The organism is Pseudomonas sp. PDM32 (assembly GCF_019219225.1).
Classification (GTDB): Bacteria; Pseudomonadota; Gammaproteobacteria; order Pseudomonadales; family Pseudomonadaceae; genus Aquipseudomonas; species Aquipseudomonas laurylsulfatiphila.
In genome coordinates, this window is sequence record NZ_JAHUWE010000006.1 from 181646 (window position 1) to 206389 (window position 24744).

Genomic DNA, 24744 nt, shown 5'->3' on the forward strand with positions numbered 1-24744 from the left:
AATGTGACGGATTGCTTCAAAAAAATGTCATACGAGCTGTCTAAAATCCGTTATAAAGCTGCAATCTATTTATAGGCAGAGGGTCACCGGGTTCGAGGAGTGAAGCTTTCAGTTGAAAAGCTGAAAAGCCTTTCTATACACTTACCCACTGGCCAGCTGCCTGAATTTGTCCATTAGGAGTGAAAACAAGGTATGAGCACCATCGAAGAGCGCGTCAAGAAAATCGTTGCTGAGCAACTGGGCGTTAAAGAAGAAGAAGTGGTCAACACTGCTTCCTTCGTTGAAGACCTGGGTGCCGACTCCCTTGACACCGTTGAGCTGGTGATGGCTCTGGAAGAGGAATTCGAGACCGAAATCCCTGACGAAGAAGCCGAGAAGATCACTACTGTACAAGCTGCAATCGACTACGTTACCAGCCACCAGGCGTAATAGTTTGTAATCGTTGCTCGCTGTCATGGAAAAACCGCACTGCCATCATGGCGTGCGGTTTTTTCTTTAGGCCTGATGCAAAGTCGTCATTTGAAAAAAGGAGAGTGCTGTGTCGCGTAGACGCGTCGTAGTCACCGGTATGGGTATGTTGTCGCCACTGGGCACGGATGTGCCGAGCAGCTGGCAGGGCATTCTGGCTGGCCGCAGTGGCATTGGTCTGATCGAACACGCCGACCTTTCTGCCTATTCCACCCGTTTTGGCGGCTCGGTAAAGGACTTCAATGTCGAGGAATACCTGTCGGTCAAGGAAGCCCGCAAGCTCGACCTGTTCATTCAATACGGTCTGGCCGCAGGTTTTCAGGCGGTGCGCAACGCCGGTCTGGAAGTCACCGACGCCAACCGTGAGCGTATCGGCGTGGCCATGGGCTCGGGTATTGGCGGTCTGACCAATATCGAAGAAACCGCCCGCACGCTGCACGAGACCGGCCCACGACGGATTTCCCCGTTCTTCGTGCCAGGCTCGATCATCAATATGATTTCCGGTTTCCTGTCCATCCATCTGGGGGCACAGGGGCCTAACTACGCCATCGCCACGGCCTGTACCACCGGTACCCACTGCATTGGCATGGCAGCCCGCAACATCATGTACGACGAAGCCGACGTGATGATTGCCGGCGGCGCCGAGATGGCGGCCTGCGGTCTGGGCATGGGCGGCTTCGGTGCCTCCCGCGCGCTGTCGACCCGCAACGATGAGCCGACCCGCGCCAGCCGTCCATGGGACAAGGGCCGTGACGGCTTCGTGCTGTCCAATGGTGCCGGTGCTCTGGTTCTGGAAGAGCTGGAACACGCCAGGGCCCGTGGTGCGACCATCTACGCCGAACTCATTGGCTTCGGCACCAGCGGCGATGCCTACCATATGACTTCGCCACCTGCCGATGGCGCGGGTGCTGCCCGTTGCATCACCAATGCGCTGCGCGATGCGAAGATCAATGGCGATCAAGTGCAGTACATCAACGCCCACGGCACGTCGACTCCCGCAGGCGATCTTGCTGAAGTCAATGCGATCAAGTCGGTGTTCGGCGAGCATGCCTACAAGCTGGCCGTCAGTTCCACCAAGTCCATGACCGGCCACCTGTTGGGTGCGGCGGGCGCGGTCGAGGCGATCTTCAGTGTGCTGGCGATCAACAGCCAGGTGGCGCCGCCGACCATCAACCTCGATGAGCCGGATGAAGGCTGCGACCTCGATTTCGTGCCGCACACCGCGCGCAACATGGATATCGATGTGGTCGTGTCCAACTCCTTCGGTTTTGGCGGTACCAACGGCTCGCTGGTGTTCCGCCGGTTCGCAGGCTGATGGACAGCTGGGTCGACGGTCAGCCGGCTGACGCTCTGTCGCTGAAGGATCGCGGCCTGGCTTATGGCGATGGTCTGTTCGAGACCATCGCCGTGCGCAACGGGCAGCCCGTGTTGCTGGAGCGGCATCTGTCGCGTCTGGCGCATGGTTGTTCGCGTCTGGCGCTTGCTGCCGATCAGGAATTGATCCGCAGCGAACTGCTGGCCTACGCCGCCGCATTGGGTGACGGGGTGCTCAAGCTCATTCTCACCCGCGGCGACGGTCTGCGCGGTTACGCTCCCGATCCTTCGGCCCGGGCCCGACGCATTCTGCAAGGCAATCCACCTGCAGCCTATGCTGCCGCGCATGGCGAGCAGGGTGTTCGTCTGTTTCCCTGCACCACGCGATTGTCCAGGCAGCCATTACTGGCCGGCCTCAAGCACCTCAATCGACTTGAACAAGTCCTGGCCCGTGCCGAATGGCAGGACACCGAGCATGCCGAAGGCTTGATGCTCGATCAGGTCGGGTGCGTGATCGAGGGCGTGTTCAGCAATCTGTTCCTGGTGCGTGACGGTGTGCTCATCACGGCTGATCTCAAGCGCTGCGGCGTGGCCGGGGTGATGCGTGCCGAATTATTGTTCCAGGCCGGGTTGCTGGGAATCCCCACGCAAATCACCGACATTCCCCTCGAGCAGCTGCAATGGGCTGACGAAGTCTTTGTCTGCAACAGCGTGTATGGTATCTGGCCTGTGCGTGCCTATGCAGCTCTTCACTGGCCGGTTGGGCCGCTCACCCGTAAACTCCAAACCATTGCCCGTGCGCTACTGGATGCTTGATACGTGAGACGTAAACTCTTGCTGCTGCTGGAAACCGGAGTGGTTCTGGCAGGGCTGCTGATGGGTGCTTCAGCCTGGAAAATTCATTCGGCGCTGGTACAACCGCTGAACATTGCCCAGGAACAATTGCTGGATGTGCCCAAGGGCACCACGCCGACCCGCACCTTCTACCGACTCGAAGCCAATGGTGTCATCAAGGACGCCTTCTGGCTGCGCGTGTATTGGCGCTTCAATCTCGCCAAGCAACCCCTGCACAGCGGTGAATACCGCATGAAGCCGGGGATGACCGTCGAGGGCCTGATCGACCTGTGGAAACGCGGGGAAATGGTACAGTACAGCCTCACCCTGGTCGAAGGCTGGAATTTCCGCCAGGTGCGCGCAGCACTGGCCAAGGAAGAGAAGCTCGATCATAGCCTCGACGGTTTGAGCGATAGCCAGGTCATGGACAAGCTCGGCCACACCGGGATTTTTCCGGAAGGGCGCTTCTTCCCTGACACCTATCGTTACGTGCGCGGCATGTCCGATATCGAGCTGCTGAAAACCGCCTACGACCGCCTCGACGAAGTGCTCGCCAAGGAGTGGCAGCAGCGCTCTTCCGATGTGCCGTACACCGAGCCCTATCAGGCGCTGATCATGGCTTCGCTGGTGGAAAAGGAAACCGGCGTGCCGCAGGAGCGCGGGCAGATTGCCGGTGTGTTTGTGCGACGCATGGCGATGGGCATGCTGCTGCAGACCGATCCGACGGTGATCTACGGCCTCGGCGACCGCTACAGCGGTAAACTGACCCGGGCTCACCTAAGGGAATCGACGCCCTACAACACCTACATGAATGCGGGCCTGCCACCAACGCCGATTTCGATGGTCGGTCGCGAAGCCATTCATGCGGCACTCAATCCGGTGGAGGGCAACAGCCTCTACTTCGTGGCGCGCGGTGATGGCACCCACGTGTTCTCCGATGACCTGGATGCCCACAACAATGCCGTGAAGGAGTTCCAGCTCAAGCGTCGCGCCGATTACCGCTCCAGCCCGGCGCCTACTGCCACGCCAGAGACGGCGCCGACCCAGACTGAGCAGAACGGCACGCAGGAAGCCAAGGCTTCGCAGGAGCTGGCTCCGATCCCGGCCGCTTCACCGAACACGGCTCCCGAGGCACTGCCGCAAGTGCCGGCGCAAGATCCTGCGCCAGCTCCGGAAACACCGGAACCCGATGCAAGCGCACCGAAAAGCCCGCAATGACTCTGACTAAGGACTGCCTGTGACTGGCTTGTTTATTACTCTGGAAGGCCCGGAAGGCGCCGGCAAGAGCACCAATCGCGAATACCTGGCCGAGCGCTTGCGCGCCGCCGGCATCGAGGTGGTGCTGACTCGCGAGCCTGGGGGCACGCCGTTGGCCGAGCGCATCCGTGAGGTGTTGTTGGCTCCCGTCGACGAAGTCATGAACCCGGATACCGAGTTGCTGTTGGTGTTCGCGGCGCGTGCCCAGCACCTGGCTGAAGTGATTCGCCCGGCACTGGCCCGCGGTGCCGTGGTCTTGTGTGATCGTTTTACCGATTCGACTTATGCCTACCAGGGCGGCGGCCGTGGCTTGTCGCTTGAGCGCATCGCGGCTCTGGAAACCTTCGTTCAAGGCGATCTGCGCCCGGACCTGACACTGATTTTCGATCTGCCTGTCGAGGTCGGCCTGGCCCGCGCCAGCGCACGCGGCCGCCTGGATCGCTTCGAACTCGAAGGCCGGACCTTTTTCGATGCCGTACGCCATGCGTTCCTCACGCGGGCCAAGGCGGATCCGGCGCGTTATGTGCTGGTCGATGCGGCCCAACCGTTGGCACAGGTTCAGCAATCGCTGGATGCCTTGTTGCCGCGCCTGCTGGAGTTGAACCGTGGCTGAGGCCTATCCGTGGCAGGAAAACCTCTGGCAGCACTTGGCGGGTCGCGCGCAGCATGCGCACGCCTACCTGCTGCATGGCCCGGCCGGGATCGGCAAGCGGGCACTGGCCGAACGCCTGATGGCCAGCTTGCTGTGCCAGCGCCCGACGGCGCTGGAGGCCTGCGGCGAATGCAAATCCTGCCTGTTGCTCAAGGCTGGCAGCCACCCGGATAACTACATCCTTGAACCGGAGGAAGCCGACAAGGCGATCAAGGTCGATCAGGTTCGTGATCTGGTCGGTTTCGTGGTGCAGACTGCGCAGTTGGGCGGGCGCAAAGTGGTGCTGATCGAGCCGGTCGAGTCGATGAACATCAACGCCGCCAACGCCTTGCTCAAGAGCCTCGAAGAGCCGTCCGGCGATACGGTTTTGTTGCTGGTCAGCCATCAGCCGAGCCGTTTGCTGCCCACCATCAAGAGTCGCTGCGTGCAGCAGGCCTGTCCGCTGCCGGGCGAGGCCATGAGCTTGAAGTGGCTGGCCCAGGCGTTGCCGGAATGTTCCGAAGAGGAGCGCGTCGAGTTGCTGACGCTGGCCGCAGGTTCGCCACTGGCGGCGGTCAATCTCCAGGCCCAGGGCGTGCGTGAGCAGCGCATGCAAGTCGTGGAAGGGGTGAAGAAACTCCTCAAGCAACAGCAGTCGCCGACGCAACTGGCCGAAGAATGGAAAAACATTCCGATGTTGCGCCTGTTCGATTGGTTCTGCGACTGGTCGAGCCTGATCCTGCGCTATCAGTTGACTCAGGACGAAGCCGGCCTCGGCCTGGCCGACATGCGCAAGGTCGTGCAATACCTGGCGCAGAAAACCGCCCAGGGCAAAGTCCTCGATATCCAGGACTGGATTCTCGCCCAGCGACAGAAAGTCTTGAGCAAGGCCAACCTCAATCCGGCCTTGCTGCTGGAGGCCTTGCTGGTGCAATGGGCGTCGTTGCCTGCCCAAAGATGACTGTCTGCGCCTAGAATTCATCAGTACACCCGACCGTCCCACCCATTCGATGTAAGTTGCAGCCCTTTATGCTCGTAGATTCCCATTGTCACCTCGATCGCCTCGACCTGGCCGCCCACGACGGCTCCCTGGATGCTGCCCTGGATGCCGCCCGACAGCGCGGGGTCGGGCACTTTCTGTGTATCGGTGTCAGCGCGGACAACGCGGCCGACGTCAAAGCCCTGGCCGAGCGTTATGACGACGTCGACTGCTCGGTGGGCGTGCACCCTCTGGATGTACAGCCCGGTGCCGCGCCGGCGCTGGACTGGCTGTTGCAGGAGCTCAATCACCCGCGTGTGGTCGCCATCGGCGAAACCGGCCTCGATTACCACTACGAGCCGGAAGCGGCGCAGTTGCAGCAGGAATCCTTTCGCCTGCACCTGCAAGCGGCGCAGCAGACCGGCAAACCGGTGATCATCCATACCCGCGGGGCTCGCACCGATACCCTGGACTTGCTGCGCGAAGCGGCACTGCCCCAGGCGGGCGTATTGCACTGCTTTACCGAAGACTGGGAAATGGCGAAGGCCGCGCTGGACATGGGCTATTACATTTCCTTGTCCGGGATTGTCACTTTTCGCAATGCCGATGCGTTGCGCGACGTGGCCAGCAAGGTGCCGGCCGACCGGTTGCTGGTGGAAACCGACTCGCCCTACTTGGCGCCGATTCCCCATCGCGGCAAGCCAAATCTGCCGCAGTACGTGCGTGAAGTAGCGGAATTTCTGGCAATGTTGCGTGGTGAACCCTACGAGCGGTTTGCCGAGCAGACCACGGCCAATTTCAAGCGGCTGTTCCCGCTGGCGCATGTGAAATCAGTTTAGGATTCGAAGCCGCTTTCGCGAGCAGGCTCGCTCCCACAAGGTCAAATCGCAGGCAAAAAAAACCCGGGTTCTGGGGGGTGAATCCGGGTTAAGACCATTAGGAGTAAAACAATGGCACGCGGTCCGTTGGTACCAATATCGGCGTGACACTTGGGGGAGATGCCCCGCCGACAGTTCAAGTATTGATCAGGATTGCGCCTCGTCCAGTTTGTCGGCCCGGGTTTTTAAACAAATTTGGAATACCTGCGCTTCGGAAGAGTTCTCATCAACCGGCAATCGTGCGCGGAATGACCGGAAAGCGCAGATATGGTCGGATGATCCGTGCATTTTTGCGTAAGTTAGGCATAATACGCGGCTTCGAATTTTGACCCCGACAGACCTTTTCTTATGCATAAAGAACCTCGTAAGGTCCGTGAGTTTCGTCGCCGCGAGCAGGAAATTCTCGATACCGCGCTAAAGCTGTTCCTCGAACAAGGTGAAGACAGTGTCACCGTCGAGATGATTGCTGATGCCGTCGGTATCGGCAAAGGCACGATCTACAAGCACTTCAAATCCAAGGCGGAAATCTATCTGCGCCTGATGCTCGACTACGAGCGCGATTTGAACGCACTGCTGCATTCGGCCGATGTCGACAAGGACAAGGAGGCCCTGTCCCGGGCCTACTTCGAATTCCGCATGCGCGATCCACAACGCTATCGCCTTTTCGACCGCCTCGAAGAGAAAGTGGTCAAGGGCAACCAGGTACCGGAGATGATCGAGGAGCTGCACAAGATCCGTGCCTCGAACTTCGAACGCCTGACCCTGCTGATCAAGGGCCGGATCAGCGAAGGCAAGCTGGAAGACGTGCCACCTTACTTCCACTACTGCGCGTCCTGGGCGCTGGTGCACGGCGCCGTCGCGCTGTATCACTCGCCGTTCTGGAGCAATGTGCTGGAAGATCAGGAAGGTTTCTTCCAGTTCCTGATGGACATCGGCGTGCGCATGGGCAACAAACGCAAGCGCGACACCGACACTTCCGGCAGCTGATTCATTCAGTTGCCTTATTGCGCCATGATTTCGCTACTTGGCGCAGTAGCGCAGGAATATACTCAGGTAGAGGACTTGCTAAAACTTGATTTCTGAGTCAAGTTTTAGCGGCCCGATATTCTTCCGCCGGAGTGACCATGATCGTTGACCGTCAAGGCAGGCGTTTTCGCAACTTGCGAATCAGTCTGACCTCTGCCTGCAATTACGCCTGTACCTACTGCGTGCCCAACGGCAAGCGGCTGGTGGCTGCGCAGGATGAATTGTCGGCCGAAGCGATGGCTCGCGGTGTGGCTTATCTGATTGAGGCGGCAGGGATCGAGCGTCTGCGCATTACTGGCGGCGAGCCGCTGGTCAGCCCGAAACTCGAAGCGTTCATGACGGCGGTCGGGCAGATGGGCCTGGAAGACATCAGCCTGACCACCAATGGCCAGCTGCTGGCGAAGAAACTGCCGCTGCTGGTGAACGCTGGCATTCGGCGCCTCAATGTCTCCCTCGACACCCTCGACGCCAGTGCGTTCCGCGGCATTGCCCGGGGCGGCGACCTGGCCACCGTGCTAAACGGCATGAACGAGGCCAGTGCAGCCGGCATGAAGATCAAGGTCAACATGGTGCCGCTGCGTGGGCAGAATCTTGATCAGGTGATGCCGCTGCTCGACTACTGCCTGGAGCGCGGTTATGAACTGCGCTTCATCGAGCTGATGCGCATGGGCCACCTGGCCAACGATTCCAATGCCTTTTTGCAACAGTTCGTCAGCCTCCAGCAATTGCTGAGCCTGATCGGCGAGCGCTATGAATATCTGCAGGCCGATGCCCCGGTCGATGCAACGGCGGTTCGTTATGAAATTCCCGGCCAGGGTTACTTCGGCGTGATCGCCAACGAAAGTGTGCCGTTCTGCCGGACCTGCTCGCGACTGCGCTTGTCTTCCACCGGGTGGCTGCATGGCTGCCTGTCGTCGAGCAATCGCCATTACGTCGGCGACCTGCTGGACAAACCGCGCCACCAGGCGCTGCCGGCCTTGCAGAGACTCCTGGTTAAAGCCTTGGGGGACAAGCAGGAAGTGGCGTTCTCTGGCGGCGCGACTGTCATGAAGATTATCGGCGGCTGATCCGGCCTTTGTGGCGATGGGGCTTGTCGGAACGCCGCACCGCCCCGTTGGATCGCGAAGCGGTCCCAAACCCATCCTCCGCATTAATTCTGGTTAACCGCATGCGTCGGTACTACGACTGCTGCGCAGCTGAACGGGGGCAAGCCCCCTCGCCACATGTGTTCATTCTCAAGTTTGAGGTGTAGCGCAGGTTCAGGACTGGCGCAAAAGCTGCATCCTACGGCCATTCGCCGGTTTTCCGACACCGGCCTCTGGAGGATAGGATGCGTAGCCTGGTTTTGCTGCTGGCCGTTTTGGCACTTGGTGGCTGCATGAACGTCAGCGATATGGCCGAAGGGACTCGTTACCATATGAGCGATGCGGGGTTGCTCGATCACAGCGACAGCCGCCGCGTAAACAACCTGCGCATTCAACCGGATTCGTTCGTCTACATTGCCCAGGGCGCTTTCATGCCGCCGGGCAGCGCCGTTTACCCACGGCCCAACGTGATTGCCGAAGTCGCGTTCGATGGCTTCGTCGAATACTTCCCGATGGTCCGCCGTGCCCGCACGCCGGAAGGCCTCGACCAGGCCATGATCGAAGCCCGTGCCGCCGGTGCGCACTACCTGCTCTACACCCGATTTGCCAAGTCAGACGACCGTATCGGCAACTCGGACGAATGGCTGGATCAGGAAGCCCTGGATCGCCTCGGCATCGACAGCGGTATGATTCAGATCATGTTGATCGAGACCAGCACCCAGTATTTGATTGATACTGCGACCATCAAGAGTCGTGGCGGTTTACTGACGTTCCACGATAAAAAACCCGAAGACCTGATGGGCCCGCCGCTGGAGCAATATGCGCGCGGCCTGCTGGGGCTCAGCGACCAGTAACTTCAAGGAGAACGCCATGAGTGGCCCGCAAAAAGCCAACGATTTGCTGGGGCAGATCCCCAAGACCAAAGGCTTGCCGCCGGTGCACCTGTGGAACCCCGATTTCTGCGGAGACATCGACATGCGCATCGCCCGGGACGGCACCTGGTATTACCTGGGCACGCCGATCGGACGCAAGCCGATGGTCAAGCTGTTCTCCACCATCATTCGCCGCGACGGCGATGATTATTTCCTGATTACCCCGGTGGAAAAGGTCGGCATCAAAGTCGACGATGCGCCGTTCGTGGCGATTGCGGTGGACGTGGAAGGCGAGGGCGAGGCGCAGGTGTTGCGCTTTACCACCAATGTCGATGAGACCACCGAGGCCGGTGCGGAGCATCCGCTGCGTGTAGTGATCGATCCCGACACGCAGGAGCCAGCCCCTTACGTCCATGTGCGCAGCAATCTAGAGGCGTTGATTCACCGCAATGTGTTCTACCAACTGGTAGAGCTGGCAGTAAGCCGAGAGATCGACGGCCAGCGCTGGCTCGGTGTCTGGAGTGGCGGCGAGTTTTTCCCTATCGGTCTCGAACCCTGACGCAAACCCTGTGGGAGCGGGTTTGCTCGCGAAAGCGCTGGGTCATCCGACATCTTTGTCGGATGTGACTCCGTCTTCGCGAGCAAGCCCGCTCCCACATTAGGTTTCTGATTTCTTCAAAAAATCCAATTGACACCCAATCGTATGATGATTAGCGTGGTCCTCCATCGCATACGGCTTCGAGGTGCCCATGTCCAACAGCTTTCATGCTACGACGGTCGACTGGCTGGGATGCTGGCTGGCCACGGGGCAGGTCAGGCCGGGTGAGTCACTCAAGGTCGAAGCCGACCTCGGCGAGCAACTTGGCGTGAGCCGCACGGTCATCCGCGAAGCGATCAAAACCCTGGTTGCCAAAGGCATGCTCGAGGTCGGCCCGAAAGTCGGCACGCGGGTGTTGCCGGTGCGGCGCTGGAACCTCTTCGATCCACAAGTCGTCGGCTGGCTGTCGCGCAGCGGTTTGCCGGAAAACTTCGTCGACGATCTGCTCGATCTGCGTCGCACCATCGAACCGATGGCCGTGCGCTGGGCTTGTGAGCGCGCGACCGGCGAACAGGTGGACGCGATCCTGTTGGCCTGCAACGCACTGGAACGGGCAGTGGACAGCGGCATCGATTACAACCATGCCGACCAGCTCTTCCACGAGTGCATCCTCGCCGCCAGCCACAATCAATTCATCGAACAAATGGTTCCCGCCCTCGGCGCGTTGCTGGCGGTGGCCTTTGAAGTGTCCGCTGCCGATCCGGATGAACTGCGTCGCACCTTGCCGATTCACCGGGACCTGGCCGAGGCTATCGCGGCCCGTGATACCGCTCGGGGTGTCTGGGCCTGCATGACACTGATCGATAACGCCGCCCTGGCGATCAAGCGTTACTACCCGCAAGTCATGGCCGACAAAAAGGCCTGCTGAGAACTCGAACCCCTGTAGGAGCGAGTTTGCTCGCGATGCTTTATCAGCTACCACGAGACCGACTGACGCACCATCGCCAGCAAGCTGGCTCCATCATAAAAACAACAACCGTGCAGGAGGTTTCATGACGTTGACGACGGTTACCGGGCATCGGGCGAAACTGGGCGAAGGTCCGTTCTGGGATGCGCCGACCCAGGCCCTGTATTGGGTGGATATCGCGGGTAAACAGGCGTTGCGGTTGATCGGCGCCAACGTGCAGATCTGGCAGATGCCGGAGCATGTGTCCGCCTTAATCCCCTGTGAAAGCGGCGACGCGCTGGTGACATTGAGCAGTGGCGTGTATCGGCTCGATCTCGATTCACCGGGCCTGGCACCGCGCCTGACATTGTTCTGCGTGGCCGATCCGCAACCGGGCAACCGCCCCAACGAAGCCCGCTGCGACGCCCAGGGCCGGCTCTGGCTCGGAACCATGCAAAACAATATCGGAGAACAGGGTGAAGACCTGCCCATCGTGCGCCGTTCGGGTGGACTGTTTCGCATCGATCGTACCGGGCGGGTTGTGCCGTTGCTGCGCAACCTGGGCATTCCCAACACGCTGTTGTGGAGCGATGACGGCACCAGCGTTTATTTCGGCGACAGCCTCGATGGCACCTTGTATCGACACTTCATCCGCAGCGACGGAGCCCTCGATGCGCCGCAGGTCTGGTTTGGCCCGCATGGGCGCGGCGGCCCGGACGGTTCGGCGATGGATGCCGAAGGTTTTATCTGGAATGCCCGTTGGGATGGCCACTGTCTGCTCAGGTTGAGCCCTGACGGCAAAATCGACCGGACCATCGAACTGCCGATCAGTCGTCCCACCAGTTGCGTGTTCGGTGGTGCAGACCTGAAAACCCTGTACATCACCAGTGCGGCGAGTCCGCTGGGCCATCCGCTGGATGGGGCGGTGCTGTCGATTCCAGTGGATGTGCCCGGGAAGCGTTGCACGCGTTTTGCGGGTTAAGTCTCATAATATGGGATACAAATATATATATTGAGATTCATCGCGGGCCAGGTTTATAGTCGGCCTCACCAGTTACATGCACTCACACTCAAAAAAACAAAACAGGTGAAGTGATGCAGCGAAACTCCCCCGTGCTCCCTTGCGGAGACAGTGCCGCAAAGCGTTTTCAAGCTGAAACGTTTTCGCGCTTACCTGTTTTCTTCCACAACGCCTTTTGACCGGCCATCGACTGATGTCCGGTTTTCGTCGTGTTTTCGAACAGGAGTCTTCAACCATGGCTGAACCGCTGTCATTGCCCCCGGTGCCCGCCCCCCCCAAGGGTGAGCGCCTCAAAGACAAAGTCGTGCTGCTGACCGGTGCCGCCCAGGGCATTGGCGAGGCCATTGTGGCGACCTTTGCGTCCCAGCAGGCCAGGCTGATCATCAGCGACATTCAGGCCGAGAAGGTCGAGAAGGTCGCGGCGCACTGGCGCGGACAGGGCGCCGACGTGGTGGCGATCAAGGCTGACGTTTCACAGCCGCAGGATTTGCAGGCGATGGCCAGGCTGGCGGTCGAGCGACACGGCCGAATCGATGTGCTGGTCAACTGCGCAGGGGTCAACGTGTTCCGTGATCCGCTGGAAATGACCGAGGAAGACTGGCGTCGCTGCTTTGCCATTGACCTCGATGGCGCGTGGTATGGCTGCAAGGCGGTGCTGCCGCAGATGATCGAGCAGGGCATCGGCAGCATCATCAATATTGCCTCGACCCATTCCTCCCACATCATTCCGGGCTGCTTTCCCTACCCGGTGGCCAAGCACGGCTTGCTAGGCCTGACCCGCGCGCTGGGCATCGAATATGCGTCCAGTGGCATCCGCGTCAACGCCATCGCACCGGGCTATATCGAAACCCAGATCAATATCGATTACTGGAACGGTTTCGCCGACCCTCACGCTGAGCGCCAGCGTGCGTTTGACCTGCATCCACCCAAACGCATCGGCCAGCCGATTGAAGTGGCGATGACCGCGGTGTTCCTGGCCAGTGATGAAGCACCGTTCATCAATGCCTCGTGCATCACCATCGATGGTGGGCGTTCGGTGATGTACCACGACTGAGTGGTCGAGCTTTCAGGCGTCTTGGTACGCCTGAAAGTCAATCATCATACGATATGACTATTGGCAGTACGGTTTACCGCCCAGGCTTTACAGAACGCTTTCAAAGAACGCTCAAGAAAAATAACAAGGAGTCAGCTTATGAATCGTCGTCGTGCTATCCGTTCCCTATGCTGTGCCGCGTTGGCGGTCTCGGCGGTCAGTCTGAGCAGCACGCTGCTGGCGGCCGAGGAAGTGAAAATCGGTTTCCTGGTCAAGCAGGCGGAAGAGCCCTGGTTCCAGACAGAGTGGGCGTTTGCCGAAAAGGCCGGGAAAGAGAAGGGCTTCACCCTGATCAAGATCGCCGTGCCGGACGGTGAGAAAACCCTGTCGGCCATCGACAGCCTCGCGGCCAATGGCGCCAAAGGCTTCGTGATCTGCCCGCCGGACGTGTCCCTCGGCCCGGCAATCATGGCCAAGGCCAAGCTCAACGGGTTGAAGGTGATCGCCGTCGATGACCGTTTCGTCGATGCCAGCGGCAAATTCATGGAAGACGTGCCGTACCTCGGCATGGCCGCGTTCGAAGTCGGCCAGAAGCAAGGCCATGCCATGGCCACCGAGGCGAAGAAACGCGGCTGGGACTGGAAAGACACGTACGCGGTGATCAATACCTACAACGAACTCGACACCGGCAAGAAGCGCACTGACGGTTCGGTCAAAGCCCTGGAAGACGCCGGCATGCCAAAGGACCACATCCTGTTCTCGGCTCTGAAGACCCTCGACGTGCCGGGCAGCATGGACGCCACCAACTCGGCGTTGGTGAAACTGCCGAGTGCAGCGAAGAACCTGATCATCGGCGGCATGAACGACAACACCGTGCTCGGCGGTGTGCGCGCCACCGAGAGCGCCGGGTTCGCTGCGGCCAACGTGATCGGCATCGGCATCAATGGTACCGACGCCATCGGCGAGCTGAAGAAGCCCGACAGCGGCTTCTATGGTTCGATGCTGCCGAGCCCGCACATCGAGGGCTACAACACCGCAAGCATGATGTACGAGTGGGTCACCACCGGCAAAGAACCGGCGAAGTACACCGCCATGGATGACGTGACGCTGATCACCCGCGACAACTTCAAGCAGGAACTGGAAAAGATCGGCCTGTGGAACTGACAGCCATTGATTTCAGCGGCGGCCTCGGTGACGAGGTTGCCTGTCCGGTTTGAAGAGGTGGGTTATGCACGCGCAAACACATACACAACAACACAGCGGCAGCTTGCGCTTCAACGGGATCGGCAAGACCTTTCCCGGGGTGAAGGCGCTGGACAACATCAGCTTCGTCGCCTATCCGGGGCAGGTTCATGCCTTGATGGGCGAGAACGGCGCCGGTAAATCGACGCTGCTGAAAATCCTCGGCGGGGCCTACATACCCAGCAGCGGAGCCTTGCAGATCGGCGAACGGACAATGGACTTCAAGTCCACCGCCGACAGCATCGGCAGTGGCGTCGCAGTGATCCACCAGGAGCTGCATCTGGTGCCGGAAATGACCGTGGCCGAGAACCTGTTTCTCGGGCATCTGCCGGCCAGTTTCGGCCTGATCAATCGCGTCGCCTTGCGCCAGCAGGCGCTGGCCTGTCTCAAAGGCCTGGCCGATGAAATCGACCCGCAGGAGAAAGTCGGGCGCCTGTCCCTGGGGCAACGGCAACTGGTGGAAATCGCCAAGGCGCTGTCCCGTGGCGCCCATGTGATTGCCTTCGACGAACCCACCAGCAGCCTTTCGGCGCGGGAGATCGACCGCCTGATGGCGATCATCGGCCGCCTGCGGGACGAGGGCAAAGTGGTGCTCTACGTCTCCCACCGCATGGAAGAAGTGTTCCGCATCTGCAATGCGGTGACGGTGTTCAAGGACGGGCGATACGTGCGCACGTTCGATGACATGAGCGAGCTGACCCATGATCAATTGGTCACCTGCATGGTCGGGCGCGACATCCAGGACATCTACGATTACCGCCCGCGCCAGCGCGGCGCGGTGGCACTCAAGGTCGACGGTCTGCTCGGGCCGGGGTTACGCGAGCCCGTGAGTTTCGAGGTGCACAAAGGCGAGATCCTCGGGTTGTTCGGGTTGGTGGGCGCCGGTCGCACCGAGCTGCTGCGCCTGCTCAGTGGCCTGGCGCGAAGCCGCGCCGGACAGCTGAAACTGCGTGGCCATGAACTGAAGCTGCGCTCACCCCGGGACGCGATTGCCGCCGGGATCCTGTTGTGCCCAGAGGACCGCAAGAAGGAAGGCATCCTGCCGCTGGCCAGTGTCGCCGAGAACATCAACATCAGCGCCCGCGGCGCCCATTCCACCTTCGGCTGCCTGTTGCGTGGCTTGTGGGAGAAAGGCAACGCCGACCAGCAGATCAAGGCGCTCAAGGTGAAAACCCCACACGCCGGGCAGCCGATCAAGTTTCTATCCGGCGGCAATCAACAGAAGGCCATTCTCGGCCGCTGGCTGTCGATGCCAATGAAAGTGCTGCTGCTCGACGAACCGACCCGCGGCATCGACATCGGTGCCAAGGCCGAGATCTACCAGATCATCCATAACCTGGCGGCCGAAGGGATCGCGGTGATTGTGGTGTCCAGCGACTTGATGGAAGTCATGGGCATTTCCGACCGCATCCTGGTGCTGTGCGAAGGCGCGCTGCGTGGCGAACTGAGCCGCGACCAGGCCAACGAATCCAACCTGCTGCAACTGGCTTTGCCGCGCCAACGCGCCGACGGCGTGGCGAACTGAGAGGTGACTATGATGACAACCCAAAACAACACCCTGCCGACTACACGCAAACCGCTGGATATGCGGCGTTTTCTAGATGACTGGGTAATGCTGCTGGCGGCCGTCGGAATCTTCGTGCTCTGTACCCTGATGATCGACAACTTCCTGTCGCCGCTGAACATGCGTGGCCTGGGCCTGGCGATTTCCACCACCGGCATTGCGGCGTGCACCATGCTGTATTGCCTGGCGTCCGGGCATTTCGACTTGTCGGTGGGCTCGGTGATTGCCTGTGCCGGGGTGGTTGCGGCGGTGGTGATGCGTGACACCAACAGCGTGTTTCTCGGTGTCTGTGCGGCGCTTGTAATGGGCCTGATCGTCGGGCTGATCAACGGCATCGTCATCGCCAAGCTGCGGGTCAACGCGCTGATCACCACGCTGGCGACCATGCAGATTGTACGCGGCCTGGCCTACATCTTCGCCAACGGCAAAGCGGTGGGGGTGTCCCAGGAGTCGTTCTTCGTGTTCGGTAACGGCCAGATGTTCGGCGTGCCGGTACCGATCCTGATCACCATTGTCTGCTTCCTGTTCTTCGGCTGGCTGCTGAACTACACGACCTATGGGCGCAACACCATGGCCATTGGAGGCAATCAGGAGGCGGCGTTGCTGGCCGGGGTCAATGTCGACCGGACCAAGATCATCATCTTTGCCGTGCATGGCGTGATCGGCGCGTTGGCCGGGGTGATCCTGGCGTCGCGCATGACCTCCGGCCAACCGATGATCGGCCAGGGTTTTGAACTGACTGTGATCTCGGCCTGCGTACTGGGCGGGGTATCGTTGAGTGGCGGTATCGGCATGATCCGGCACGTGATTGCCGGGGTGTTGATTCTGGCGATCATCGAGAATGCGATGAACCTGAAGAACATCGATACGTTTTATCAGTATGTGATTCGCGGTTCGATTCTGCTGCTGGCGGTGGTTATTGACCGACTGAAGCAGCGCTGACATACATTTCCTCTGTAGGCGCGGGCTTGCCCGCGAAGGTCTGTCTGAAATGTAAATGTTGGATATGACGACGCCTTCGCGGGCTTGCTCGCGAAGGGGCCATCAGCTTCAGTACATTTATCCTGGCTTCACTATTGGCTGATGTTGCTGTCCTCGTCCTCGGTGGTGCTGGAGCCGAGGCCACCGCTGCCGGGCGTTTTTTTGTCCGGCAAGTCCGCCCCGCCCTGACGCCCCATGTCATTGCCCTGGATGCGTGGGTCGGTGCCGGTGGACGGAGGCAGGTTGTGGTCGATCGTGGTGCCATCGGTGTTCATGCCGGGGGCACTCTGGATGGCTGGCGCCCTGGGTTTTTCCACCGGATTGGTCGGGCCGGTGCCCGAGCCGAGGGTCCCGGCGAACGAGGCACAAGACAGCAGGGTGGTGAGGGCGAGGGCGGTCAACCTGGATAGGATCATGGTGTTGTCTCCAACGGGTAGAGTCCTTACCTGATTAGTCCGTCCTCGACCGGGATAGGTGCGTTGTTAGCGACGGACGGCTCAGGTCTGCGTCAATGCCCTGGCCGCTGCAGTCCTTCGCCAGATCAATCGGCCTGCGGTGATCAACCAGTTGAGCGCAGCAACCGCCAAAACGGTGAGCAGCAGGGTGGCCATGCCTTGCTCGACGATGATTTTCCCGGCCAGCAAGGGGAAGCCGAACACTCCGATGAAGTACGACAGGCTGAACAGCAGCAGGGATTGCGCGGTGGTGCCAGTCGGCGCTTCATTGGCGGCCAGGCCGTTGATCACCGAGTATGTCAGGCCGTAACCGATCCCGAGCATCACCGCCGCGAGCACGTAGCTGAAGCTGCTGTCGACGACAAAACCGAACATGACGATCGATGCCAGCATCAGCCCCGAAAGCAGGCACGAGGCACGCAATGGATCGCGCTTGACCACGAACCCGGCAATCAGCATCCGGCCACTGATCGCCGCGCTCATGAAGCCGAGGAAGAACAGCGAGTAGTCGAGCGAGTGCGCTGCGGCATAACTGGTTTGAAAGCTCGACAGCCCGCCGAACACGCAGCCGCCAAGACCGACCATGATGATCGGGAAGACAGCTCTGGACGACAGCACCTGACCTGCTGCTCGCCAGGAAATGCGCGACACGCTGCCCGATGGCAGGTGGGCCTGATTCAATTTTTGCTGCAGTCGCCAGAACAGCAGCACACCGATCAGGCTGGCCAGTGCCGCCAGATAAAACGCAGCGCTCACCGGATACCCGAGGGCACTCGCCGCGCGGCCGAGCAGTGGACCACTGCCGATCCCGGTCATCATGCTGCCCGACAGCAGGGCGAAGTATCTGGCGCGCTGTGCGGGGGTTACCAGGCTTGCCACGATGATCGGCCCGAGGGTGTAGAACACGCCCCAACCCAGGCCCAGCAGCAGGCCGAAAAACAACAGCAGAGGGCCGAAGCCCGGGGTCAGGGCGAAGCCCAGGCTGGCCGCTACCAGCAACACACCGAACAGTGCCACTGACCGGGCGGCACCGAGCAGGTCGGACAGATGGCCGGAAACAATCACCGCCGCAAAGGTGCTGAGCATCGCCGCCGAAATCACATTGCCGGCGTCGTGTTCGTTGCCGCCACGCGAGCCGATCAACAGCGACAGCAGGAAGGTCGAGCCATAGGACAATGACAACAGGTAACTGGCAAGGCAAAACAGGCCGAACAACTTGCTTGAGACTGGGGGTGTTGCGGTAGGCATGACGCGGTTCCTTGACCGGATAAGTGAGCAGCGCCGCTATCTAACCACGCAGTGCCCGAATGTCAGGTCCAAGGTTATCGATGCCAGGGTTAGTGGCGACCGGAGTGAAGATCCATTTTTTGGCAAGGGGCTTTTGTGGCGAGGGGGCTTGCTTGTGGTGAGGGGGCTTGCCCCCGTTGGGTTGCGCAGCAACCCCAAAAAGAACACTGGAATCTTTCTGGTGTAATGCGATCGCTGAGAAAGGGCCTGCTTCGCAGGCCAACGGGGGCAAGCCCCCTCGCCACAAATATCGTGTCGCCTTAGTATGGCGTTTTCAACTTTAGACAAGGCACGTCCATGACGATCGAAATCCGCCCGGCGACCCCCAGTGATGCACCGCAAATCCTCGCGTTCATCACTGAACTGGCCGACTACGAACGTGCCCGCCATGAAGTCATCGCCAGCGTTGCCGATATCGAGCGCAGCCTGTTCAGCGAAGGCGCCACCGCCCATGGCCTGATCTGCCTGCGCGACGGCGCAGCCATCGGTTTTGCGGTGTTCTTTTTCAGCTATTCCACCTGGTTGGGCAGCAATTGCCTGTACCTCGAGGACCTTTACATCACGCCGGAGCAGCGCGGCGGTGGCGCGGGCAAGACCCTGCTGCGGCATCTGGCGAAAATCGCCTGCGCCAACGACTGCGGTCGTTTCGAGTGGAGCGTGCTGGAGTGGAATACGCCGGCCATCGACTTCTACAAATCCCTGGGCGCGCAGCCGCAGGAGGAGTGGGTTCGGTATCGGATGGACGGGGCCGTTTTGAGGGATTTTGCTGCGGGTAATTGATCGAACCTTAAAAGATCGCAGCCTTCGGCAGCTCCTACACCGGGACGAACGTTCACCTTGTAGGAGCTGTCGAAGGCTGCGATTTTTTTGTCTGCGTCTCACAATGTGGGATAAATATTTATATATTGAGATTTTCAGTCATCCGGGTTTATAGTCCCGCTCACTCACTGCCAAAAACCAAAACAGGTGAAGCGATGCAGGCGCAATTGATCGCGCTCGACTGGGGGACAACCTCATTACGTGCTTACAAACTGGCTGAAGGCGGGCAGGTGCTCGAACAGCGTTCGCTGGCGTCGGGAATCATGCAGTTGCCCAAGGCGCCGCGAATCATCGGCGGCCGGGAATGCACCGATGGTTTTGAACTGGCCTTCGATGAGGCATGCGGTGACTGGCTCGATGCCCAGCCGCGATTGCCGGTGATTGCCTGTGGCATGGTCGGCAGCGCCCAGGGCTGGTGCGAAGCGGCGTACCGCGACACGCCGGCGAACGTCGCCACGCTCGGCACTTCCTTGCAAACCGTGCGCAGCCTGCGTGGCGTCGATGTGCACATCGTGCCCGGCGTCATCGAGCGTTCACGTTTGCCGAACGTGATGCGCGGCGAAGAAACCCAGGTGCTCGGTGTGCTGCAGAACCTGCCGGGCGAGGCTAGCGCGGACCTGCTGATTGGTCTGCCGGGCAGTCATTCGAAATGGGTGGAAGTGGCCGACGGCTGTATCGTGCATTTCGATACCTTCATGACCGGCGAAGTCTTCGCCGTGCTCAGCGAGCACAGCATTCTCGGACGCACCCAGCAACGTGGCGGGTCTTTCGATGGCGACGCGTTTGATCGCGGCGTGCAGGTCGCGTTGTCGGCGGACGGTGAAACCGGTCCGCTGTCCACTCTGTTCAGCGCCCGCAGCCTGGGCCTGACCGGCGAATTGAGCGCCACCGCTCAGGCGGACTATCTGTCCGGCCTGCTGATCGGCCACGAGTTGTCGGCCCTGGCCAATGTCCAGCGGCGTCGGCGCAACAGCGTGCACCTGCCGTCGATCATCCTTATCGGCAACACCCAACTCTGTGCCCGCTACCGCCGTGCGCTTGACGCCTGCGGTTTTGCCCGGGTGACCCTGGCCGAACAGGCCACCGAACGCGGCTTGTGGCAACTGGCGCTCGCCGCCGGTCTGGTCACATCCACCGCATCCCCTTAAACCTGCTGGAGGTCTGACATGCTCAAACAAGCGCTGGCGCAAAACGGCCTGATCGCGATCCTGCGCGGCTTGCGTCCACAGGAAGCTGCCGCTATCGGCGAAGTGCTGTACGCCGCCGGATTTCGCGTCATCGAAGTGCCGCTCAATTCCCCTGACCCGTACGACAGCATCCGCATCCTGCGCAGTACCTTGCCTGCCGATTGCCTGATCGGTGCCGGCACGGTGCTGACGCCGGAACAGGTCGAGCAGGTGAAAGCGGCGGGGGGCCAGGTGATCGTCATGCCCCATAGCGATCCGAAGGTCCTGCGAGCGGCGAAAGCGGCGGGGTTGTCTCTGTCGCCCGGTGTCGCCACGCCGACCGAAGCCTTCGCGGCGCTGGCCGAAGGCGCGGACATCCTCAAGCTGTTCCCGGCCGAGCAAATGGGGCCGGCAGTCGTCAAGGCCTGGCTGGCGGTACTGCCGGCCGGGACGATCCTGGCGCCGGTCGGTGGCATCACCCCGGACAACATGCAGGAGTTTATCGACGCGGGCGTCAAAGGTTTCGGCCTCGGCTCCGGTCTGTTCAAACCGGGCATGACGCCTGCGCAAGTGGCGGCCAATGCCAAGGCCTATGTCGCTGCCTGGAAAGCCCTTCGCTAAGACTTTTTGCGCTGCGAGCGCTGCATCCATAAGAGAGACAACAGATGAAAATCACCAAACTGACCACCTTCATCGTTCCGCCACGCTGGTGCTTCCTCAAGGTCGAAACCGACGAGGGCGTTACCGGTTGGGGCGAGCCCGTGGTCGAAGGCCGCGCCCATACCGTCGCCGCTGCCGTTGAGGAATTGTCCGACTACCTGATCGGCAAAGACCCACGCAACATCGAAGACATCTGGACCGTGCTCTATCGCGGTGGCTTCTACCGTGGCGGCGCGATCCACATGAGCGCCCTGGCCGGTATCGACCAGGCCTTGTGGGACATCAAGGGCAAGGCGCTGGGGGTGTCGGTCAGCGACCTGCTGGGTGGTCAGGTGCGGGACAAGATTCGCGTGTATTCGTGGATCGGCGGCGACCGCCCGGCGGACACGGCGCGTGCAGCCAAGGAAGCGGTCGAGCGCGGTTTCACCGCGGTGAAAATGAACGGCACCGAAGAACTGCAATTCCTCGACACCTTCGACAAAGTCGACCAGGCCCTGGCCAACGTCGCTGCCGTGCGCGATGCGGTCGGCCCGAACGTCGGCATCGGCGTGGACTTCCATGGCCGGGTGCACAAGCCCATGGCCAAGGTGCTGATGAAGGAGCTTGATCCGTACAAGCTGATGTTCATCGAAGAGCCGGTGCTCAGCGAAAACTACGAAGCGCTGAAAGAGCTGGCGCCACTGACCAGCACTCCGATTGCCCTCGGTGAGCGCCTGTTCTCGCGCTGGGACTTCAAGCGCGTGCTCAGCGAAGGCTACGTCGACATCATCCAGCCGGATGCGTCTCACGCCGGTGGTATCACCGAAACTCGCAAGATCGCCAACATGGCCGAAGCCTACGACGTGGCGCTGGCGCTGCATTGCCCGCTGGGGCCGATTGCCCTGGCGGCTTGCCTGCAACTGGACGCGGCTTGCTACAACGCATTCATCCAGGAGCAGAGCCTGGGCATCCACTACAACGAGAGCAACGACCTGCTCGACTACGTAAAAGACCCACGGGTGTTCGACTACGACCAGGGCTTCGTGAAGATCCCGAACGGCCCGGGCCTGGGCATCGAGATCAACGAGGAATACGTGATCGAACGCGCCGCCATCGGCCACCGCTGGCGCAACCCGATCTGGCGCCATGCCGATGGCAGTTTTGCCGAGTGGTGAGTGACTGACACACCCCTGAACCCTGTGGGAGCGAGCCTGCTCGCGAAGACGATGGTGCATTCAACATTGATGTTGCCTGACACACCGCATTCGCGAGCAGGCTCGTTCCCACAGTTTGATCTCCATGCACAGTGAGATCTGCGTAATCCCGGTTTTCGACCTCAATAAACATAAGAAGAGGCACCCCCCCCATGCAACCGCAAACCCTCACCGGGCAGGCGTCGTTGGTGACGCCCAGCCGCAAGCGTTTTTTCATCATGGTGCTGTTGTTCATCACCGTGGTGATCAACTACCTGGACCGCAGCAACCTGTCGATTGCCGCCCCGGCATTGACCAGTGACCTGGGCATCGACCCGATCCACGTCGGCCTGATCTTCTCTGCCTTCGGCTGGACTTACGCCGCCATGCAGATCCCCGGCGGCTGGCTGGTAGACCGGGTCCCGCCACGCATCCTTTACACGGCAGCGCTGTTGCTGTGGTCGATTGCCACCGTGATGCTCGGCTTCGCCGGCAGCTTCATAGCGCTGTTCGTGTTGCGCATGGCGGTCGGCGCCCTGGAAGCGCCGGCCTATCCGATCAACAGCCGCGTGGTCACCACCTGGTTCCCCGAGCGCGAGCGTGCCACTGCCATCGGTTTCTACACCTCCGGGCAATTCGTCGGCCTGGCCTTCCTGACGCCGGTGCTGGCCTGGCTACAGCACGAATTCGGCTGGCACATGGTGTTCGTCACCACCGGCGCGGTAGGCATTCTGTGGGCAGTGATCTGGTACGCGGTGTATCGCGAGCCGCGGGACTTCAAAGGCGCCAATCAGGCGGAGATCGACTTGATCCGCGAGGGCGGCGGGCTGGTGGATATCCAGGCCGAACAGGCCAAGGTCAAAGCCAAATTCAGCTGGACTGACCTTGGCATTGTCCTGACCAAACGTAAACTCTGGGGCATCTACCTCGGGCAGTTCTGCCTCAACTCGACCCTGTGGTTCTTCCTCACCTGGTTCCCGACCTACCTGGTGAAATACCGCGGCATGGATTTCATCAAGTCCGGCCTGCTGGCGTCGTTGCCGTTTCTCGCCGCGTTTATCGGTGTGCTGTGTTCCGGTTTCTTCTCGGACTTTTTGATCCGTCGCGGTTACACAGTAGGTTTCGCCCGCAAGTTGCCGATCATCAGCGGCTTGCTGATTTCCACCTCGATCATCGGTGCCAATTTCGTTGAGTCGACGCCGTTGGTGATTGCCTTCCTCGCGCTGGCATTTTTCGGCAACGGCCTGGCGTCGATCACCTGGTCACTGGTGTCGACGCTCGCCCCGGCGCGTTTGCTCGGGCTGACCGGTGGCGTGTTCAACTTCATCGGCAACCTGTCGGCCATTGCCACGCCGATCGTGATCGGCTTTCTCGCCACGGGTGATTCCTTTGCCCCGGCGATCACCTACATCTCGGTGCTGGCATTGATTGGTGCACTGTCCTACATCTTGCTGGTGGGCAAGGTCGAGCGTATCAAGTTGTAGTCGTGGTCTCCGGGCGACCATAATGCCGCCCGTTCACTCGCTCAACGGTAAAGGCTGGATATGCAGGAAGATGCCCCAAAAATCGCCAAGGACGCCGCGCCGACCGGCACCCAGACCCTGCTCCGCGGTTTGGGTGTGGTTCATGCCGTGGCCAGCGGCGCCCGCGACCTCAAGGAAATCGCCCGGCTGATCGGTACCACGCGCAGCACCACCCATCGCCTGGCCAGTTGCCTGGTGGACGAGCGTTACCTGCGGGTGGTGCCGCAAGTCGGTTATCTGCTGGGGCCGAAGTTGATCGAGTTGGGGTTTCAGGCCCGTGAAGAGTTGCCGTTGGTGACCCTGGCCGGGCCGTATCTGGATGAGTTATCGGCGTTGACCGGCGACACCATTCATCTGGCGATTCGTGAGGGCGACGAAGTGCTGTACCTGCACAAGAACCCGGGGCGCAATGGCCCGGAAATGCGTTCGCGGGTCGGCCATCGCATGCCGCTGGCGCGCACCGGGATCGGCAAGGCGCTGATGCTCGATGATTCGCCGCAAGAGTGGCAGCGCCTGTACCAAGTCAGCCTGCCGGTGGGTGGAAAAAACCAGTTCTGGCCGCAGCACCCGGAGCAATCCTGGGAGCAGTTCGAGCAGCGCATGGTCGAGTACGTGGCCGGCGGTTATGCCTTCGATCTGGAAGATAACGAGCCGTCGATCCGTTGCGTGGCGGCGCCGGTGCGCGATGCCAGCAAGCGCATCGTTGCCGGCATCAGCATCGCCAGTACCGTGCCGTACATGCCGCTGGAAAAAATGGCCGAGCTGATTCCGTTGATCAAGGGTGTTACGGCGCGGCTCTCGGCGGAGCTGGGCGCCAAAATCTGACTTCACGCAGCAACCCTTGTGGGAGCGAGCCTGCTCGCGAAAGCAATCTGTCAGTTAATGCCAGTGTCGACTGACGGGACGCTTTCGCGAGCAAGCCCGCTCCCACAAGGGGTTTGTGTTGTTGCATAAATGCCAGGCAACAAAAAGGCCCCCATTCGGGAGCCTTGA

25 protein-coding genes are annotated in these 24744 nt (G+C 60.6%); 23 read left to right on the forward strand and 2 right to left on the reverse strand.

Translation table 11 applies throughout. The features are described 5' to 3' along the window. Nucleotides 1-192 precede the first annotated feature (192 nt). From acpP to araH, 17 genes are all read left to right on the forward strand, one after another. Complete coding sequence (acpP, locus tag KW846_RS13425) at nucleotides 193-429, forward strand: acyl carrier protein (RefSeq protein ID WP_003175607.1); 237 nt, start codon at nucleotides 193-195, stop codon at nucleotides 427-429. A 109-nt stretch (nucleotides 430-538) separates the two neighbouring features. After that, a complete protein-coding gene (gene fabF, locus KW846_RS13430) occupies nucleotides 539-1783 on the forward strand; it encodes a beta-ketoacyl-ACP synthase II (protein WP_102700896.1) in 1245 nt (414 codons plus the stop codon). After that, entirely contained in the window at nucleotides 1783-2598 is an 816-nt protein-coding gene (pabC, locus tag KW846_RS13435; protein WP_218482724.1) for an aminodeoxychorismate lyase, read from the forward strand. Before fabF ends, pabC begins: the two co-directional genes overlap by 1 nt. A gap of 3 nt (nucleotides 2599-2601) precedes the next feature. After that, nucleotides 2602-3834, forward strand: coding sequence for an endolytic transglycosylase MltG (gene mltG, locus KW846_RS13440; protein ID WP_218482727.1), 1233 nt, complete (start codon nucleotides 2602-2604; stop codon nucleotides 3832-3834). Nucleotides 3835-3853: 19 nt separating this feature from the next. Next, entirely contained in the window at nucleotides 3854-4486 is a 633-nt protein-coding gene (gene tmk, locus KW846_RS13445; RefSeq protein ID WP_104449007.1) for a dTMP kinase, read from the forward strand. After that, on the forward strand, nucleotides 4479-5465 hold the full coding sequence (locus KW846_RS13450; RefSeq protein ID WP_007977044.1) for a DNA polymerase III subunit delta': 987 nt from the start codon (nucleotides 4479-4481) through the stop codon (nucleotides 5463-5465). Before tmk ends, KW846_RS13450 begins: the two co-directional genes overlap by 8 nt. A gap of 68 nt (nucleotides 5466-5533) precedes the next feature. Next, nucleotides 5534-6322 (forward strand): TatD family hydrolase, encoded by a 789-nt coding sequence (locus KW846_RS13455; RefSeq protein WP_218482729.1) that lies wholly within the window; start codon nucleotides 5534-5536, stop codon nucleotides 6320-6322. Between the two features lie 387 nt (nucleotides 6323-6709). After that, the gene (locus KW846_RS13460; RefSeq protein ID WP_007977040.1) at nucleotides 6710-7348 is read left to right on the forward strand and encodes a TetR/AcrR family transcriptional regulator; all 639 of its coding nucleotides are present in this window, start codon (nucleotides 6710-6712) and stop codon (nucleotides 7346-7348) included. Nucleotides 7349-7485: 137 nt separating this feature from the next. Further along, nucleotides 7486-8454 (forward strand): GTP 3',8-cyclase MoaA, encoded by a 969-nt coding sequence (locus KW846_RS13465; RefSeq protein WP_102700892.1) that lies wholly within the window; start codon nucleotides 7486-7488, stop codon nucleotides 8452-8454. 263 nt (nucleotides 8455-8717) lie between these two features. Continuing rightward, nucleotides 8718-9326: a DUF4823 domain-containing protein gene (locus KW846_RS13470; protein WP_218482731.1), complete on the forward strand. Its 609-nt coding sequence runs from the start codon at nucleotides 8718-8720 to the stop codon at nucleotides 9324-9326. A 16-nt stretch (nucleotides 9327-9342) separates the two neighbouring features. Then, nucleotides 9343-9903 (forward strand): DUF1285 domain-containing protein, encoded by a 561-nt coding sequence (locus KW846_RS13475; RefSeq protein WP_218482733.1) that lies wholly within the window; start codon nucleotides 9343-9345, stop codon nucleotides 9901-9903. Nucleotides 9904-10093: 190 nt separating this feature from the next. Continuing rightward, on the forward strand, nucleotides 10094-10810 hold the full coding sequence (locus KW846_RS13480; RefSeq protein WP_218482735.1) for a FadR/GntR family transcriptional regulator: 717 nt from the start codon (nucleotides 10094-10096) through the stop codon (nucleotides 10808-10810). A gap of 124 nt (nucleotides 10811-10934) precedes the next feature. Next, on the forward strand, nucleotides 10935-11810 hold the full coding sequence (locus KW846_RS13485; protein WP_218482737.1) for an SMP-30/gluconolactonase/LRE family protein: 876 nt from the start codon (nucleotides 10935-10937) through the stop codon (nucleotides 11808-11810). Between the two features lie 274 nt (nucleotides 11811-12084). Beyond that, a complete protein-coding gene (locus tag KW846_RS13490) occupies nucleotides 12085-12903 on the forward strand; it encodes an SDR family oxidoreductase (protein WP_218482738.1) in 819 nt (272 codons plus the stop codon). 138 nt (nucleotides 12904-13041) lie between these two features. Further along, nucleotides 13042-14046, forward strand: coding sequence for a substrate-binding domain-containing protein (locus KW846_RS13495; RefSeq protein ID WP_218482740.1), 1005 nt, complete (start codon nucleotides 13042-13044; stop codon nucleotides 14044-14046). A gap of 64 nt (nucleotides 14047-14110) precedes the next feature. Next, on the forward strand, nucleotides 14111-15649 hold the full coding sequence (gene araG / locus KW846_RS13500) for an L-arabinose ABC transporter ATP-binding protein AraG (RefSeq protein WP_218482742.1): 1539 nt from the start codon (nucleotides 14111-14113) through the stop codon (nucleotides 15647-15649). A gap of 12 nt (nucleotides 15650-15661) precedes the next feature. Beyond that, nucleotides 15662-16630 carry an L-arabinose ABC transporter permease AraH gene (gene araH, locus KW846_RS13505; protein WP_033048066.1) on the forward strand — a complete coding sequence of 323 codons (969 nt, stop codon included), beginning with the start codon at nucleotides 15662-15664 and terminating at the stop codon, nucleotides 16628-16630. 131 nt (nucleotides 16631-16761) lie between these two features. Here araH and KW846_RS13510 read toward each other — a convergent pair whose 3' ends face one another. Beyond that, on the reverse strand, nucleotides 16762-17085 hold the full coding sequence (locus tag KW846_RS13510) for a hypothetical protein (RefSeq protein WP_218482744.1): 324 nt from the start codon (nucleotides 17083-17085) through the stop codon (nucleotides 16762-16764). An 81-nt stretch (nucleotides 17086-17166) separates the two neighbouring features. After that, entirely contained in the window at nucleotides 17167-18372 is a 1206-nt protein-coding gene (locus KW846_RS13515; protein WP_218482746.1) for an MFS transporter, read from the reverse strand. Nucleotides 18373-18708: 336 nt separating this feature from the next. Between KW846_RS13515 and KW846_RS13520 the strand changes: the two genes are divergently transcribed. The 6 genes from KW846_RS13520 (at nucleotide 18709) to KW846_RS13545 (ending at nucleotide 24576) form a co-directional block, all read left to right on the forward strand. Then, a complete protein-coding gene (locus tag KW846_RS13520) occupies nucleotides 18709-19191 on the forward strand; it encodes a GNAT family N-acetyltransferase (RefSeq protein ID WP_085724875.1) in 483 nt (160 codons plus the stop codon). A gap of 194 nt (nucleotides 19192-19385) precedes the next feature. After that, a complete protein-coding gene (locus KW846_RS13525; RefSeq protein WP_218482748.1) occupies nucleotides 19386-20378 on the forward strand; it encodes a 2-dehydro-3-deoxygalactonokinase in 993 nt (330 codons plus the stop codon). A gap of 18 nt (nucleotides 20379-20396) precedes the next feature. Further along, the gene (locus tag KW846_RS13530) at nucleotides 20397-21017 is read left to right on the forward strand and encodes a 2-dehydro-3-deoxy-6-phosphogalactonate aldolase (RefSeq protein WP_218482751.1); all 621 of its coding nucleotides are present in this window, start codon (nucleotides 20397-20399) and stop codon (nucleotides 21015-21017) included. A 44-nt stretch (nucleotides 21018-21061) separates the two neighbouring features. Beyond that, nucleotides 21062-22210, forward strand: a complete 1149-nt coding sequence (dgoD, locus tag KW846_RS13535; RefSeq protein ID WP_007977010.1) for a galactonate dehydratase — start codon at nucleotides 21062-21064, stop codon at nucleotides 22208-22210. Between the two features lie 191 nt (nucleotides 22211-22401). Then, nucleotides 22402-23712 carry an MFS transporter gene (locus tag KW846_RS13540; RefSeq protein ID WP_104448996.1) on the forward strand — a complete coding sequence of 437 codons (1311 nt, stop codon included), beginning with the start codon at nucleotides 22402-22404 and terminating at the stop codon, nucleotides 23710-23712. Between the two features lie 60 nt (nucleotides 23713-23772). After that, the gene (locus KW846_RS13545) at nucleotides 23773-24576 is read left to right on the forward strand and encodes an IclR family transcriptional regulator (RefSeq protein WP_218482753.1); all 804 of its coding nucleotides are present in this window, start codon (nucleotides 23773-23775) and stop codon (nucleotides 24574-24576) included. Nucleotides 24577-24744: the final 168 nt, after the last annotated feature.

Excerpts from the sequence above, each read along its gene's own strand:
- acpP (WP_003175607.1), top strand. The coding sequence starts at position 193 with ATGAGCACCATCGAAGAGCGCGTCAAGAAAATCGTTGCTGAGCAACTG.
- pabC (WP_218482724.1), top strand. The coding sequence starts at position 1,783 with ATGGACAGCTGGGTCGACGGTCAGCCGGCTGACGCTCTGTCGCTGAAG.
- KW846_RS13455 (WP_218482729.1), top strand. The coding sequence starts at position 5,534 with ATGCTCGTAGATTCCCATTGTCACCTCGATCGCCTCGACCTGGCCGCC.
- KW846_RS13460 (WP_007977040.1), top strand. The coding sequence starts at position 6,710 with ATGCATAAAGAACCTCGTAAGGTCCGTGAGTTTCGTCGCCGCGAGCAG.
- KW846_RS13465 (WP_102700892.1), top strand. The coding sequence starts at position 7,486 with ATGATCGTTGACCGTCAAGGCAGGCGTTTTCGCAACTTGCGAATCAGT.
- KW846_RS13470 (WP_218482731.1), top strand. The coding sequence starts at position 8,718 with ATGCGTAGCCTGGTTTTGCTGCTGGCCGTTTTGGCACTTGGTGGCTGC.
- KW846_RS13475 (WP_218482733.1), top strand. The coding sequence starts at position 9,343 with ATGAGTGGCCCGCAAAAAGCCAACGATTTGCTGGGGCAGATCCCCAAG.
- KW846_RS13480 (WP_218482735.1), top strand. The coding sequence starts at position 10,094 with ATGTCCAACAGCTTTCATGCTACGACGGTCGACTGGCTGGGATGCTGG.
- KW846_RS13485 (WP_218482737.1), top strand. The coding sequence starts at position 10,935 with ATGACGTTGACGACGGTTACCGGGCATCGGGCGAAACTGGGCGAAGGT.
- KW846_RS13490 (WP_218482738.1), top strand. The coding sequence starts at position 12,085 with ATGGCTGAACCGCTGTCATTGCCCCCGGTGCCCGCCCCCCCCAAGGGT.
- KW846_RS13495 (WP_218482740.1), top strand. The coding sequence starts at position 13,042 with ATGAATCGTCGTCGTGCTATCCGTTCCCTATGCTGTGCCGCGTTGGCG.
- araG (WP_218482742.1), top strand. The coding sequence starts at position 14,111 with ATGCACGCGCAAACACATACACAACAACACAGCGGCAGCTTGCGCTTC.
- araH (WP_033048066.1), top strand. The coding sequence starts at position 15,662 with ATGACAACCCAAAACAACACCCTGCCGACTACACGCAAACCGCTGGAT.
- KW846_RS13510 (WP_218482744.1), bottom strand. The coding sequence starts at position 17,085 with ATGATCCTATCCAGGTTGACCGCCCTCGCCCTCACCACCCTGCTGTCT.
- KW846_RS13515 (WP_218482746.1), bottom strand. The coding sequence starts at position 18,372 with ATGCCTACCGCAACACCCCCAGTCTCAAGCAAGTTGTTCGGCCTGTTT.
- KW846_RS13520 (WP_085724875.1), top strand. The coding sequence starts at position 18,709 with ATGACGATCGAAATCCGCCCGGCGACCCCCAGTGATGCACCGCAAATC.
- KW846_RS13525 (WP_218482748.1), top strand. The coding sequence starts at position 19,386 with ATGCAGGCGCAATTGATCGCGCTCGACTGGGGGACAACCTCATTACGT.
- KW846_RS13530 (WP_218482751.1), top strand. The coding sequence starts at position 20,397 with ATGCTCAAACAAGCGCTGGCGCAAAACGGCCTGATCGCGATCCTGCGC.
- dgoD (WP_007977010.1), top strand. The coding sequence starts at position 21,062 with ATGAAAATCACCAAACTGACCACCTTCATCGTTCCGCCACGCTGGTGC.
- KW846_RS13540 (WP_104448996.1), top strand. The coding sequence starts at position 22,402 with ATGCAACCGCAAACCCTCACCGGGCAGGCGTCGTTGGTGACGCCCAGC.
- KW846_RS13545 (WP_218482753.1), top strand. The coding sequence starts at position 23,773 with ATGCAGGAAGATGCCCCAAAAATCGCCAAGGACGCCGCGCCGACCGGC.